Source organism: Shimia aestuarii (genome assembly GCF_900114635.1).
GTDB classification, from domain to species: Bacteria; Pseudomonadota; Alphaproteobacteria; order Rhodobacterales; family Rhodobacteraceae; genus Shimia; species Shimia aestuarii.
This window is the reverse complement of the sequence record NZ_FOTQ01000007.1, coordinates 119,153-132,495: the sequence shown is the minus strand read 5'-3', so window position 1 is coordinate 132,495 and position 13,343 is coordinate 119,153. Positions and strand designations below refer to the sequence as shown.

The 13,343-nt window shown below is 61.0% G+C and carries 13 protein-coding genes; 5 read left to right on the top strand and 8 right to left on the bottom strand.

Annotated features, from left to right (window positions below):
* Positions 1-63 precede the first annotated feature (63 nt).
* Positions 64-600 carry a helix-turn-helix domain-containing protein gene (locus BMZ35_RS15855; RefSeq protein ID WP_093095140.1) on the bottom strand — a complete coding sequence of 179 codons (537 nt, stop codon included), beginning with the start codon at positions 598-600 and terminating at the stop codon, positions 64-66.
* Between the two features lie 121 nt (positions 601-721).
* On the opposite strand from BMZ35_RS15855, the gene BMZ35_RS15850 reads away from it, so the two are divergent.
* The 4 genes from BMZ35_RS15850 to BMZ35_RS15835 all read left to right on the top strand — a co-directional run bounded on the left by BMZ35_RS15850 (position 722) and on the right by BMZ35_RS15835 (position 4,838).
* Positions 722-2,230, top strand: a complete 1,509-nt coding sequence (locus tag BMZ35_RS15850) for a class I adenylate-forming enzyme family protein (RefSeq protein WP_093094851.1) — start codon at positions 722-724, stop codon at positions 2,228-2,230.
* A complete protein-coding gene (locus tag BMZ35_RS15845) occupies positions 2,231-3,034 on the top strand; it encodes a 3-hydroxybutyrate dehydrogenase (RefSeq protein ID WP_093094850.1) in 804 nt (267 codons plus the stop codon).
* A gap of 11 nt (positions 3,035-3,045) precedes the next feature.
* Positions 3,046-3,648, top strand: coding sequence for a M23 family metallopeptidase (locus tag BMZ35_RS15840; protein ID WP_093094849.1), 603 nt, complete (start codon positions 3,046-3,048; stop codon positions 3,646-3,648).
* 104 nt (positions 3,649-3,752) lie between these two features.
* Positions 3,753-4,838 (top strand): ABC transporter substrate-binding protein, encoded by a 1,086-nt coding sequence (locus BMZ35_RS15835; protein ID WP_093094848.1) that lies wholly within the window; start codon positions 3,753-3,755, stop codon positions 4,836-4,838.
* Positions 4,839-4,890: 52 nt separating this feature from the next.
* Here the strand turns inward: BMZ35_RS15835 and BMZ35_RS15830 are convergent, their stop codons facing one another.
* The 4 genes from BMZ35_RS15830 to topA form a co-directional block, all read right to left on the bottom strand.
* Complete coding sequence (locus tag BMZ35_RS15830) at positions 4,891-5,520, bottom strand: CoA transferase subunit B (protein ID WP_093094847.1); 630 nt, start codon at positions 5,518-5,520, stop codon at positions 4,891-4,893.
* Positions 5,520-6,242 carry a CoA transferase subunit A gene (locus BMZ35_RS15825; RefSeq protein WP_093094846.1) on the bottom strand — a complete coding sequence of 241 codons (723 nt, stop codon included), beginning with the start codon at positions 6,240-6,242 and terminating at the stop codon, positions 5,520-5,522. Before BMZ35_RS15825 ends, BMZ35_RS15830 begins: the two co-directional genes overlap by 1 nt.
* A gap of 98 nt (positions 6,243-6,340) precedes the next feature.
* Complete coding sequence (locus tag BMZ35_RS15820; protein WP_093094845.1) at positions 6,341-6,910, bottom strand: L,D-transpeptidase; 570 nt, start codon at positions 6,908-6,910, stop codon at positions 6,341-6,343.
* A 151-nt stretch (positions 6,911-7,061) separates the two neighbouring features.
* Positions 7,062-9,611, bottom strand: a complete 2,550-nt coding sequence (gene topA, locus BMZ35_RS15815; protein ID WP_093094844.1) for a type I DNA topoisomerase — start codon at positions 9,609-9,611, stop codon at positions 7,062-7,064.
* Positions 9,612-9,735: 124 nt separating this feature from the next.
* Here topA and BMZ35_RS15810 point away from each other — a divergent pair, with 124 nt between their 5' ends.
* Positions 9,736-10,182, top strand: a complete 447-nt coding sequence (locus BMZ35_RS15810; RefSeq protein WP_093094843.1) for a hypothetical protein — start codon at positions 9,736-9,738, stop codon at positions 10,180-10,182.
* Here BMZ35_RS15810 and dprA read toward each other — a convergent pair.
* The 3 genes from dprA to tldD all read right to left on the bottom strand — a co-directional run bounded on the left by dprA (position 10,179) and on the right by tldD (position 13,261).
* Positions 10,179-11,327, bottom strand: a complete 1,149-nt coding sequence (gene dprA / locus BMZ35_RS15805) for a DNA-processing protein DprA (protein ID WP_093094842.1) — start codon at positions 11,325-11,327, stop codon at positions 10,179-10,181. The two genes, BMZ35_RS15810 and dprA, sit on opposite strands and share 4 nt — an antisense overlap.
* 72 nt (positions 11,328-11,399) lie before the next feature.
* Positions 11,400-11,843 carry a hypothetical protein gene (locus tag BMZ35_RS15800; RefSeq protein WP_093094841.1) on the bottom strand — a complete coding sequence of 148 codons (444 nt, stop codon included), beginning with the start codon at positions 11,841-11,843 and terminating at the stop codon, positions 11,400-11,402.
* Positions 11,840-13,261 carry a metalloprotease TldD gene (gene tldD, locus BMZ35_RS15795; protein ID WP_093094840.1) on the bottom strand — a complete coding sequence of 474 codons (1,422 nt, stop codon included), beginning with the start codon at positions 13,259-13,261 and terminating at the stop codon, positions 11,840-11,842. Before tldD ends, BMZ35_RS15800 begins: the two co-directional genes overlap by 4 nt.
* Between the last annotated feature and the right edge of the window lie 82 nt (positions 13,262-13,343).

Here is a 13,343-nt window from a genome sequence, read left to right as displayed (position 1 = left end):
TGACTGTGCAAAATAGGGATGTGTGCGCAGTTTTTCGAGGGGAAACGCGGAAAGAAAACAGCCTCAGAGCGGCATGCCCGAGAGTTTTGCCACCAGCTCGGCCAGCTTGCGCGCGCCGAACTTGCGCAACAACCGGGCACGGTATTCTTCGACTGTGCGATAGGAGATGTCGAGTTCGAGCCCGATCTCCTTGGAGGTCAGGCCCCGGCAGGTCAGGATCGCCACTTCGCGTTCGCGTTGGGTCAACTCGACAATCGGGCGTTCGTCCGAAAGATCGGCAAAGGACCAGATTCCGCGTTGGAAAGGGCTGTCCGGGGTAAGAGATTGGCCGCGCACCCGGCACCAGAACAGTTCGCCATTGCGCCGGCGCATGACCCGTTCGTCGTGATACCGACCGCTTTCGCGCATGGCGGCCAATCCGCGTTCCCCGATGGACTGAAAGTCTTCCTCCGAGGCGTAGAATTCGCCAAGCGAGACATCGACACAGGCCGCAGGATCCTCGCCGAACATCTCGCCAAAATGCAGGTTGCACCGTCGGATGATGCGGTTTTCCAGGATGGCAAGGCCCACTGGGGCATGTTCAAAGGCGAGGGTGTCCAGTTCCATGGACATGTTGATGGCACAAGCCGTCTTAAAGGCCAAGGGGCGGCGTATTTCTACGAATTGTCGCTTGGGACACGGCGCGGCATAGCTCTATGGTCATGTTAGGGAGGGATGGGACATGAATATAGCGTCATGGCTTGAGCGTACCGCGCGGCTGGACCCGGAACGCCCGGCGATTTTCCTGGGAGAGGATAGCGTCGAAACCTATGGCAGCTTTCATGCCAAGGCGCTTTCTGTGGCCGGTTGGTTGCGCACGCATGGCATCGCGCCGGGTGACCGGGTCGGGATATTCATGAAGAACCTGCCCGAATATCTGATCGCGCAATATGGTGCGTGGTATGCTGGGGCTGTTGTTGTGCCTATTAATGCGAAACTGCACGGGCGCGAAGCGGCGTGGATTCTGAAAGACGCGGATGCGGCCATGTGCTTTACCTCTCCGGGATTACATGGCGCGCTAAGTAATGTGTGCGATATGCCCTGTGTCGATGTTACCGGATCCGTCTGGGCCACGGCGATTGCGAATGGACCGCTCGAAACGGCGACCCCGCGCGACGCTGAAGACCTGTGCTGGCTGTTCTACACCTCCGGTACCACGGGGCGGCCCAAGGGTGTGATGATCACCAACCGCATGTTGGTGGCGATGGCGCTCAGCTACTTTGCCGATGTTGATGAGGTGACGGGCGAGGATTGTGCGCTTTATGCCGCGCCGATGAGCCATGGGGCAGGGATCTACAACGTGATGCATGTGCTCAAGGGCGCGCGTCATGTGCTTCCCGTCAGTGGGGGATTTGAGGAAGCCGAGATTTTCGCCCTCGCACGGCATCATGGGCGGGTGCACATGTTTGCTGCGCCTACCATGGTCAAACGTCTCACGATGGTGGCCACGGCATCGGGCGAAAGCGGCGAAGGGCTACGCACGATCGTGTATGGCGGAGGGCCGATGTACGTGGCGGACATTGTCGAGGCAGTGGACCATTTCGGGCCGATTTTCGTGCAGATATATGGACAGGGCGAATGCCCGATGTGCATTACGGCACTTAGCCGTCAGGAGGTGTCGGACCGCACGCATCCCCGCTGGGAGGCGCGGCTGGCCTCGGTTGGTCGGGCGCAATCGGTGGTTGAGGTGGCGATTGCCGATGAGAACGGGTTGCCCCTGTCCGCAGGCGAGGTTGGCGAGATCATGGTGCGCGGCGATGCGGTGATGCCGGGCTATTGGCGGAATGAGGAAGCCACGGCCAAGACGGTGGTCGATGGTTGGCTCAAGACCGGGGATGTGGGCTGTCTGAGCAAGAACGGGTTCCTGACGCTCAAGGACCGGTCCAAAGATATGATTATCTCGGGGGGCACCAACATTTATCCGCGCGAGGTGGAAGAGGCACTTTTGACCCATCCTTCGGTGATCGAGGTGTCCGTCGTGGGACGGCCCCATCCCGAATGGGGCGAGGATGTCGTCGCGTTCGTGGTGGCCAAGGGCGAGATGGATACGGCGGCGCTGGATGCGCATTGCCTTGAACGGATCGCACGGTTCAAGCGACCCAAGGACTATTTTGCGCTCACCGAACTGCCCAAGAACAATTACGGCAAGGTTCTCAAGACCGAGCTGCGCAAGATGATGGAGGACATGTAAATGACTGAACTGGCAGGAAAAACCGCGTTGGTCACAGGGTCGGTGCAAGGCATCGGTCTGGCGGTCGCAGAGGCTTTGGCCGAGGCGGGTGCACGGATTGCGGTGCACGGGATTGCAGGGGATGCGCAAATCGAAGAGGTCTGCCACCATCTGCGTGACAAGGGAGCGCAACAGGCCGAGTTCTTTCGCGGCGACCTGCGCCACCCCCAACAGATCGACGATTTGATGGCCGCGGTCGCGGCGTGGGGCGGGGTGGATATTCTGGTGAACAACGCCGGTATTCAACACACCGCGCCGCTTGCCGAGATGCCGCCCGAAAAATGGGATGCGATCCTTGCCATCAACCTTTCCGCCGCCTTTCACACCATGCGTGCCGCGATGCCGGGGATGGCGGAACGGGGCTATGGTCGGGTGATCAACATTGCAAGCGTGCACGGCATCGTCGCCAGCAAGGAAAAGGCTCCTTATTGCGCGGCCAAGTTTGGCCTTGTCGGTCTGAGCCGGGTGGCCGCGTTGGAATATGCCAACCAAGGACGCAAATCTGCGGGTGGTGTCACGGTGAACTGTATCTGTCCGGGCTGGACGGAAACTGCAATCATCCAGCCGCAGATAGACGCGCGTGCCGGAACCTTTGGTGGCGATCGGGACAAGGCCATCGCCGATCTATTAGCGGAAAAGCAGCCCTCGCAACGCACATCGGATCCATCGGAAATCGGCGCGCTTGCGCGGTGGCTCTGTGCCCCAATTGCCCATAATGTGACGGGCACCTCGATTCCCGTGGATGGGGGCTGGACGGCACAATAAGGAACGTATCAATGCGGAAATGGCTGTGGCTTTGCGTCGGGGCGCTGGCGGCCTGCGCGGCAGGACTTGCGCCGTTCGGTGCAAGCGCGCCTTACGTCGCGCGTTATCCCGATCCGATCGCGGTCGTGGTTCCCCGCAACGCGCCGTCCATCACACAGCAGTTCCGCGCCCCCGACACCCATTCGCCGCGAGGGCAGGAATGGGGCGAACATGCGGGGATTGATATCCACACCGATGTCGGCACACCTGTACTGGCTGCAGCATCCGGAAAAGTCGATCAATCCTTCTTTGATCCGGCGTACGGCAATGTCGTATTGATTGCGCATGTTGGATCGCCGCGCCGCTGGACGCGCTATGCCCATATGGACAGCCGCTTGGTCAGCAAAGGGGAGACTGTGGCGCGCGGAGGGCAGATCGGGACGCTGGGAAAAACAGGCGCGCTTGCCGGGGGTTTCCCGCACCTGCATTTCGAACTTTGGCAGGACATGCCGGGGCAGGGGCGGGTGGCCATTGACCCGCATCTGAAATGGGCGGGCGGTGTCGGCAAGGTAAGCTGTCTGGGCACGCCGATTTCGGGAGGCTTTGCGCTGACCTATCCTGTCGCGTGCCGCTGATCGTGTGACCACAGGGGACACAGACGTTGTCCGCTTTGTCATTTCGCTTTGACCCGCGGTGTGCCTAAGCTTGCGCAAGCAGATCATTGAGACAGGGGAGCCCCATGAAGCGCAGAGAATTCATGATGATGAGCGGTGCGGCCTTGGCCGCGCCTTCGCTGGTTGCCAGCCGCGCCCTTGCGAGCGACGTTCCTGTCAGCGTGGCGGGGTATCGCCTTGATCGTACCGCCGCACTGTTTGACGGGACGGTGGCCATTGACGGCGTAAAGGCCACCTTTGTGGAAGCAGGCATCGGCGACATGAACACCTTGGCTTTTTCGGGTGAGGGCCCGCATCAGATCACCGAAGTTGGCTTGCATCCTTTTATGCTGGCCCATGCCAATGAGGGGTTCCGCGATTACGCGCTTTTGCCGGTGTTCCTGCTGCGCCAGTTCCGCCACAAGAGTATTTTCGTCCATGCAGATGCGGGCATTGCCCACCCGGAGGACCTCAAGGGGCGTCGGGTGGGCACGCCCGGCTATTCCTCGACCTCGCTCACATGGATTCGCGGCCTGCTGGAAGATGAATACGGCGTCAAACCTGAAGACATGACCTGGGTGATTTCCAACAAGGACAGCTCGGCGGCTGAGGCGGGAAAAATCTCTGCGCAGGAACAGCGCGGCGCGGATGGGGTGGATATCATTTCGGGCCCTGCGGGGATGGATGAATCCGAGTTATTGCTGGCAGGAGAGGTGGACGCGCTGATCCATGCGGCCACGCCTGCGGCCTATCTTCAGGGCGACCCCTGGATCAAACGTCTGTTTCCGGATGTGCGCCGCGTCGAGCAGGATTATTTCCGTCGCACAGGTGTCTTCCCGATCATGCATGTGTTGTCGATCCGGCGCGACTTTGCCGAGGCCCATCCCGACGTTCCGATGGCCGCTGTCAGGGCGTTTTCCCAAGCCAAGGAAGCCGCCTATGCGACCAAGACGCGGCTGAGCTGGGCAACCGACATGTTGCCTTGGTACGCGTCTGAGCTTGAGGCGACCCAGGAGTTGATGGGGCGGAATTTTTACCCTTATGGCATCGAAGCCAACCGCAAGACGCTGGAAACCTTGTTCCGCTATTCGCATCAACAGGGGTTGGCGTCCCGCGAATTGACGATTGAGGAGTTGTTCCTGCCCGACACGCTGGAGTTTTCAGAAGCGTAAAACAAAAAAGCCCGGCGCATTTGCCGGGCTTTTTCAATCAGATAGGGCGCGATTAGTTGACCAGCGTCGCCTGCGTTGCAGCGCGGAACTCACCCTCGCTCACACCGTCTGCCAGTTCAACCAGCTTCAGACCACCTTCGACCACGTCCATGACGCCGAGGTTGGTGATGATGCGGTCAACAACGGCCTTACCGGTGAGCGGCAGGGTGCATTCCTTCAGCACCTTGGAGTCGCCATGTTTGTTGGTGTGATCCATCACGACAACCACGCGGCCAACACCGGCCACGAGGTCCATCGCGCCGCCCATGCCCTTGACCAGTTTGCCCGGGATCATCCAGTTCGCAAGGTCGCCATTTTCGGCCACTTCCATCGCGCCAAGGATCGCCATGGCGATCTTGCCACCACGGATCATGGCAAAGGACTGCGCGCTATCGAAATAGGCGGTCTGGGGCAGTTCGGTAATGGTCTGTTTGCCGGCGTTGATCAGGTCCGGGTCTTCTTCGCCTTCATAGGGGAAGGGGCCCATGCCCAGCATGCCGTTTTCCGACTGCAGCGTCACTTCGACGCCTTCGGGGATGTAGTTGGACACCAGCGTCGGGATACCGATGCCAAGGTTCACATACCAGCCGTCCTGCAATTCTTGGGCCGCGCGTGCGGCCATCTGGTTACGATCCCAAGCCATTATGCTTCCTCCCGCTTGCGTACGGTGCGCTGTTCGATGCGTTTTTCCGCGGTGCTCTTGATGATGCGGTGCACGTAGATGCCAGGCAGGTGAATGCTGTCCGGTTCCAGCGAGCCGGTGGGCACGATTTCTTCGACCTCGGCCACGCAGACCTTGCCACAGGTTGCGGCAGGCGCGTTGAAGTTGCGCGCGGTCTTGCGGAATACAAGGTTGCCGGTTTCATCGGCTTTCCATGCCTTGACGATGGCGAGATCGGCAAAGATGCCTTCTTCCATGATATAGTCTTCCATGGCACCGTCGGGGCCGGTGGGGAATTGTTTTTCCATCTTGCCTTCGGCAATCACGGTGCCCACGCCGGTGCGGGTGAAAAAGCCGGGGATGCCTGCACCGCCGGCGCGCATACGCTCGGCCAGTGTACCTTGCGGGGTGAATTCCAGTTCAAGCTCACCCGAGAGATACTGGCGCATGAACTCCGCGTTTTCGCCCACATAGGACGAGATCATTTTGCGCACCTGCCGGGTTTCCAGCAGGATGCCGATGCCCGCGCCGTCAACGCCCGCGTTGTTGGAGGCAAAGGTCAGGTCCTTGACGCCCGACTCCTTGATGGCTTCGAGAAGCATGTCGGGGATGCCGCAGAGACCGAAACCGCCCGAGGCGATCAGCATGTCATCCTTGAGCAGCCCGTCGAGTGCCTCGGTGGCATTCGCATAGACTTTTTTCATGGAATTCTCCCTCAAATCCGGAATTGTACGGGTTTTGACGCCACGTCGCCCCGGAGTCAATGCGGCTTGGTTAGGGCCGTATTACTACGGGAGAGGGCTCAGATCAGGCGGACTTGGGTGCCGACGGGTGTGATCTCGAACAGCTCAGCAATCGCTTCGTTGTAGAGCCCGATACAGCCATCCGAGCTGCGCCGCCCGATCTTGCGCGTGTCATGCGTGCCATGGATCAGGTAGGCGGGCCAGTCGAGATACATCGCGTGAGTGCCAAGCGGATTGTCGGGGCCCGGGGGCATGTACTTCAACTCGGGGTTGCGCTCGATCATGCTTGGCGTCGGGGTCCAGTCGGGGCCAACGCGCTTGCGCACGATCTTGGTATATCCGCGCTTGGTCAGCTCTTCCGAGATTGGCACGGAGGTCGGGAACATCCGGTAATCGCTGCCGTCCCCGCTCCAGAAATGCAGGGCACGCGAGGTGGTGTCGGCCACGATGGTGGCGACACCGAGCGTGTCAAAATGATCGCGCCAATCCTGTGTGCGGAAGGACGAAATATTCCGAGGCACGGGCGGGACGGACGTGTCGCGCTCGTCTGAGTGGGCGGGCAGTCGCGAGAGGGCAAGGGCAGGGGCCGCAAGCAAAAGCGCGCGGCGTGTGAAGCGCGTGTCGGTCATGAATTGGTCCTGAATCTGCTCGTTTTGACACGAAAATGTCGAGGCGCAGTGACGAATTCAAATCACGAGTTGTTGAGGCAGTCGCGAGGTGCCCGCAAAAAAAGGCGGCGCCGGACATCCGGCGCCGTCTGACATTCATAGCAAAGAGGCATTACTTGGCTGCGGCCTTTTTCGCCGGGGCCTTTTTCTTGGCCGGGGCCTTTCGCTTGGTGCCCTTCTTGGCGGCCTTTTCGGCGATCCATTCCATGGCTTGCTCCATGGTAACATCTTCAGCCTTGATGTCCTTGGGAATGGTCGCGTTGACCTTTTCCCATTTCACATAAGGGCCATAGCGCCCATCCATTACGTTTACGGCGCCGCCGCTCTCGGGGTGTTCGCCCAGTTCCTTGAGTGGCTTGGCAGCCGCCCGCCCGCCCCGGCGGCCCGGGTTGTTGCGCTTTTCGGTGAGCAGTTCGACCGCGTGGTTCATGCCGATTTCAAAGACGTCGTTGGGATCCTTGAGGTTGGCATAGACCGGCTTGGCCTCGTCAGGCAGCTGGTGCATGACATAGGGCCCGAACCGACCGAAATTGGCGCTGATCATGCCACCCTCGGGATGTTCGCCGATCTCGCGCGGCAGGCTGAGCAGGGTCAGGGCCTTTTCAAGATCCATGTCATCCTTGTTCCATCCGCGCGGCAGTGACGCCCGCGGTGGCTTTTTGTTCTCGGGTGTGGGCTCGCCGCGCTGCACATAAGGCCCGAACCGGCCCGCCTTGAGCCAGATCTCGTCGCCTGCATCCTCGCCCAGAACCCGTTCGTCACCATCGGCGCCTTCTCCGGCAATTGGGCGAGTGTATGTACACTCGGGATAGTTGCCGCAGCCGACGAAGCCCCCGGTGCGCGAGGTCTTGAGGTGCAGTTTCCCCTGACCGCATTTCGGGCAGATACGCGGATCGGAGCCGTCTTCGCGCGGCGGATAAAGTTGTGGGGCCAGCGCATCGTCAAGTACATCAAGAACCTCGGTGATGCGCAGTTCCGAGGTTTCCGCAATGGCAGCGGAGAAATCCTTCCAGAAGCGGGCCAGCACGTTCTTGTAGTTGCGGTTGCCCGCCGAAACGTCATCGAGTTCTTCCTCGAGATTGGCGGTGAATTCGTAACCGACGTACTGGCGGAAGAAGTTCAGCAGGAAGATCGTGACGATCCGGCCCTTGTCCTCGGGGAAAAGGCGGTTCTTTTCCTTGCGGACATATTCGCGGTCCTGGATCGTGGTGATCACGCTGGCATAGGTCGAGGGACGGCCAATGCCCAGTTCTTCCATTTTCTTGACCAGCGTCGCTTCGGTATAGCGGGGCGGCGGCTGGGTGAAATGCTGTTCCGGTGTGACCGACTTCTTGGTCGCGGCCTCACCCTCCATGATCTGTGGAAGACGCTTGTCGTCGTCGTCCACCACGTCGTCGCGCCCCTCTTCATAAACCCGCAAAAACCCGTCGAACAACACCACCTGACCGGTGGCGCGCAGGCCAACCTGCTCGTCGCCGCTGGCGATCTCGACGGTGGTGCGCTCCATGCGGGCACCCTCCATCTGGCAGGCGATCGTGCGTTTCCAGATCAGGTCATATAGTTTGCGCTGATCATCGTCGGACAGCTTCAGCGCGGCGGCATCGCGCGCCATGTCGGTGGGGCGGATACATTCGTGCGCTTCCTGCGCATTCTTGGCCTTGTTCTTGTACATGCGCGGTTCGGAAGGCACATATTCAGCGCCATAACGATCCTTGATTGCGTCTCGCGCGGCTGCGACCGCTTCGGGGGCCATGTCGATGCCGTCGGTCCTCATATATGTAATGTGTCCGGCCTCGTAGAGCCGCTGGGCAGTGGACATGCATTGACGTGCACCCATGCCGAACTTGCGACTGGCTTCCTGTTGCAGGGTCGAGGTCATGAAAGGGGCCGAAGGGTTGCGGCTGGCCGGTTTGGCTTCGACCTTGGCAATCGAAAGGTCGCGCGAATTGATGGCCTGCACCGCCAGTTCGGCCGCTGTTTCGTTGGCGATGTCGAACTTGTCGAGCTTGTTGCCGCCCAGAACCGTCAGGCGGGCTTCGTATTCCTGACCCCGCGGCGTGGTGAGCACCGCCTTGACCGACCAGTATTCACGCGCGTTGAAGGCTTCGATCTCCATCTCGCGTTCCACGATCAGACGCAGGCAGACCGATTGCACGCGCCCGGCCGAGCGCGCGCCGGGCAGCTTGCGCCAAAGCACCGGTGAAAGGTTGAAACCGACGAGGTAGTCGAGCGCGCGCCGGGCGAGATAGGCATCGACGAGCGGCTGATCCACCTGGCGCGGGTTCTGCATGGCTTCGGTCACGGCGGACTTGGTGATCGCGTTGAACACCACGCGCGATACCGGCGTGTCCTTCTTGATGGCGCGGCGTTTGCGCAGCGCTTCTTCAAGATGCCAGCTGATCGCCTCGCCCTCGCGATCGGGGTCGGTTGCGAGGATCAGGTTGTTGTCATCCTTGAGCGCGTCGGCAATCGCCTTCACATGTTTGCGAGAGTCGGTGCCGACCTCCCATTTCATCGCAAAGTCATCATCCGTGTCGACCGATCCGTCCTTGGGTGGCAGGTCGCGCACATGGCCGTAAGACGCCAGCACCGTGTAATCGGACCCCAGGTACTTGTTGATTGTTTTGGCTTTGGCCGGGGATTCGACAACGACAACGGGCATGAAAATTCCTCTCGACTCGGGACGAGCGTTATGGCGGCGAAAAATGTGGGGTGAAAGGGGGAATTGTCAATGCGGTGGCATTTTCGCCGTGGCAAGGTGATGTGCAAAGGATGCAGAAAGAGGTATGGCGATGTTGAGAGCGTTGATGATCCTGTTGGCCATGGCTGTGACATTTCCCGCCTTGGCGTGGGAAGAACCGGCCCGCGGTACGGCAACGCGCGCGGCGTTGATGGACGCCATCCGCCCCCATGCAGAATGGCAGCTGGGCGCGCCGGTGCAATTCGTGGTCGAAGACTTGCGCCGCGCAGATGACATCGCTTTTGCCTCGTTGCGGGCGCAGCGCCCGGGCGGTGGTGCGATCAACCTTTATGACACACCGGCCTATCAGCGCGGAGAGCTCTATCCCGAAGACATGGATGGGGCTTGGTACCATGTGCTTTACAAAAAATCGGGGTCAACTTGGGTCGCAGTGCAATGGTCTTTGGGGGCGACCGATGTCTGGTGGGCTTGGGCGCCGACCTGTCGGGTGTTCCGGCCGGTGATCGCCGAGTTCTGCACCGGGATCAACTAAACCCGGCTCAGCAGCCCGCCGGATTGTCGGGTGATCTTGCCATCAAGCTCGAGGTCGACAAGCGCAGGGGCCACGTCTTCGGACTCGGCCTGCAGGTCCCTGACCAGTTGATCTTCAGCGACGGGGGCCGGGCCCAGCCGGTTCAGGATTTGCATGTGCAGGTTCGAGATTTCCCGCAGGCTGCGTTTCCGGGGTTTCGGGGGCGGTGGCAAGTTGGGAAGTTCGGGCTGGGTGTCGAGTTGCAAGCCTGCCAGCGGTCCGAGCGCCTCGATCACATCTTCCGCCGACCGCACAAGCTGTGCCCCGTCGCGGATCAACAGGTTGCACCCGGAGGCCCGTGCATCAAAGGGATGGCCGGGCACGGCCAGAACCTCTCGGCCCTGGTCAAGGGCGTTGCGTGCGGTGATCAGGCTGCCGGACTTGACGGCGGCCTCGACAACCACGACGGCGCGTGACAGGCCCGAGATGATCCGGTTGCGCGCCGGGAAATGGCGCGCCTGGGGCATCAGGCCGGGTGGCTGTTCGGACAGGCGCAGGCCCTGTTGGGCGATATCCTCTGCCAGCCGTGTGTTTTCGGCAGGATAGACAATGTCGATGCCGCTGGCGAAAACCGAAACCGTGCCGGTGGGCAGGGCGGCGATATGGGCGGCGGTGTCGACGCCACGCGCAAGGCCGGAGACCACGACGAATCCCTTCTGCCCCAGATCGCGGGCAAGCGCGCGCGCCATGCGGGTTCCCAGAGACGACGCATTGCGTGCGCCGACCATGGCAATCATCGGTTTTTGCAATAGATCTGCGCGCCCCTTGGCCCAGAGGACCGGTGGGGCATCAGCAATATCGCGCAAAGCGTCAGGATAGTCCGGATCACTGCGCAGCAGGAGACGCGCCCCGGCCGCATATCCCGCCTTGAGCTCGTTATTGATCACGGCTTCGGGGCAGGGTTCGTAATTCTCGACGCCGGCGGCTTGGGCAATTTCGGGCAGGGCGTCAAGCGCCGCATCTGCGGTGCCGTGCTCCTCCATCAGTCGATTGAACGTAGAAATGCCAACCCGGCGAGAGCGCAAGAGACGGAGCCACGAAAAACGAACTTCTTCCGTGGTGGGTGGGAGTTGGGGGTGAGTGGAAGAATAATTGTCTTCAGTCATCCGTGGCTCCATCCGCTTGCAGAATCAGATGTAGCGCGCGGGTGGTTAATGGCGCGTAAACCGTAAACAGATTTAGCCAACAAATGCGCCTGGCACTGACAGGCGTAGGCCGATCCAGTAGATCAAGGCCAGAAACGGCCCCATCGCCAGCGCGATGGGCATGGAAAGAACCAGCGCGACCACCTGCCCAACGGTCGCCCCGGCAAGTAGCGCCATTCCCCAGCCTGCGATCCCGCGTTTCAGGGCCGCGATGGCAAGCGGAACGCCCATCAATAACCCTATCCATGAGAAATAGAAGGAAAAGGCAGCAAAGCTTGCAAACAGGCCGATCGTCAGCCCGTCAACACCGCCCCAGCTCAATGTGGCCTTGGTCTCGGATGAGATAAAGAGGATCAGGTATATGTAACCCAGAAGCGATGGGACTATGAGAACAGCAGCGCAGGCAATCGCATGGTGCCGCCAGAAAACCTTTCCGGCGGCCTCTTTGTCGGTCCGAAAAGCCGGCCATCCGCTCAAGCTGCAGAACCGCCCACCGTCAGCCCATCCATCAACACCGTTGGCTGCCCAACCCCGACGGGAACCCATTGCCCGGCCTTGCCGCAATTGCCCATGCCAGGATCAAGCGCCATGTCATTGCCAAGGCCGCGGATTTGCATCATGGCCGTCGCTCCGTCCCCGATCAGGGTCGCGCCCTTGACCGGGGCGCCGACCTTGCCGTTTTCTACGCGATACGCCTCGGTGCAGGAGAACACGAACTTGCCATTGGTAATGTCGACCTGCCCGCCGCCAAAACCCACCGCATAGATCCCGTCCTTGAGCGAGGCCACCAGATCCGCAGGATCGCTGTCGCCGCCCTCCATATAGGTGTTGGTCATGCGCGGCATCGGCGTGTGGGCATAGCTTTCGCGCCGTCCGTTGCCCGTCGGTGCCACGCCCATGAGCCGGGCATTCTGGCGGTCCTGCATGTAGCCGACAAGGATACCGTCCTTGATCAGTGTCGTCTTTGTGGACGGCGTTCCCTCGTCATCCACGGTGATCGAGCCACGCCGGTCCGGAATGGTACCGTCATCCACAACGGTCACGCCGCGCGCGGCGACCTGTTGGCCGACCATGCCCGTGAACTTGGAGCTGCCCTTGCGGTTGAAATCGCCTTCAAGCCCGTGCCCGACGGCTTCATGCAACAGGATCCCAGGCCAGCCGGGGCCAAGCACCACCTGCATCGGGCCGGCTGGGGCCGGGACCGCTTCAAGGTTGACCAGCGCAATGCGCAGCGCCTCTTGTGCTTTGGCTTGCCAGTCGGCGGGGTCGAGCAACCCATCGAGGCCGATGCGCCCACCGCCCCCAGCGCTACCGGATTCCCGGCGTCCATCCTGTTCGACGATTACCGAGACATTGACGCGCGTCATGGGGCGGGTGTCGGTGACATGCGTGCCATCGGGGCGCAGGATCACCACTTCCTGATGCGATGCGGCGAGCGTGGCCGAAACCTGAACAACGCGCGGATCAAGAGCACGGGCAAAGGCGTCGATCTCGCGCAGGGTTTCGATCTTGACCGGAAAGGCGATGCCGCCGATCGGGTCGGCATCCGTGTAAAGCTTGCGGTTGGTCGGTTGCGGCCCCTCGGCGAGCACGCCTCCGCCCGCGCCAACGGCCAGCCGGGCGGTTTCCACGGCGCGCCCAATCGCGGCTTCGGAGATGTCCGAGGAATGGGCATAGCCCGACACATCCCCTTTGACAGCGCGCAGGCCGAAACCTTCGCCCGCGTCATAACTGGCGGTCTTAAGGCGCCCGTCATCAAACACCAGCGCCTCCGAACTGCGGCGCTCGAAGAACAGTTCGCCATCCTCGGCCCCGTCTGTCGCCGCGCGCAGATGCCGCAGCGCGGCACCCTCGTCCAGGGCGGTCTCGAAAGGGCGAAAGTTGTTCTGAGTCATGTGTGGTTTTCCCTCGGTTTTTGATCTAAATCAAAAAAAGCGCCTGTTTGCCGCATGCTTCGATCTTTATCTGTGGGATAGA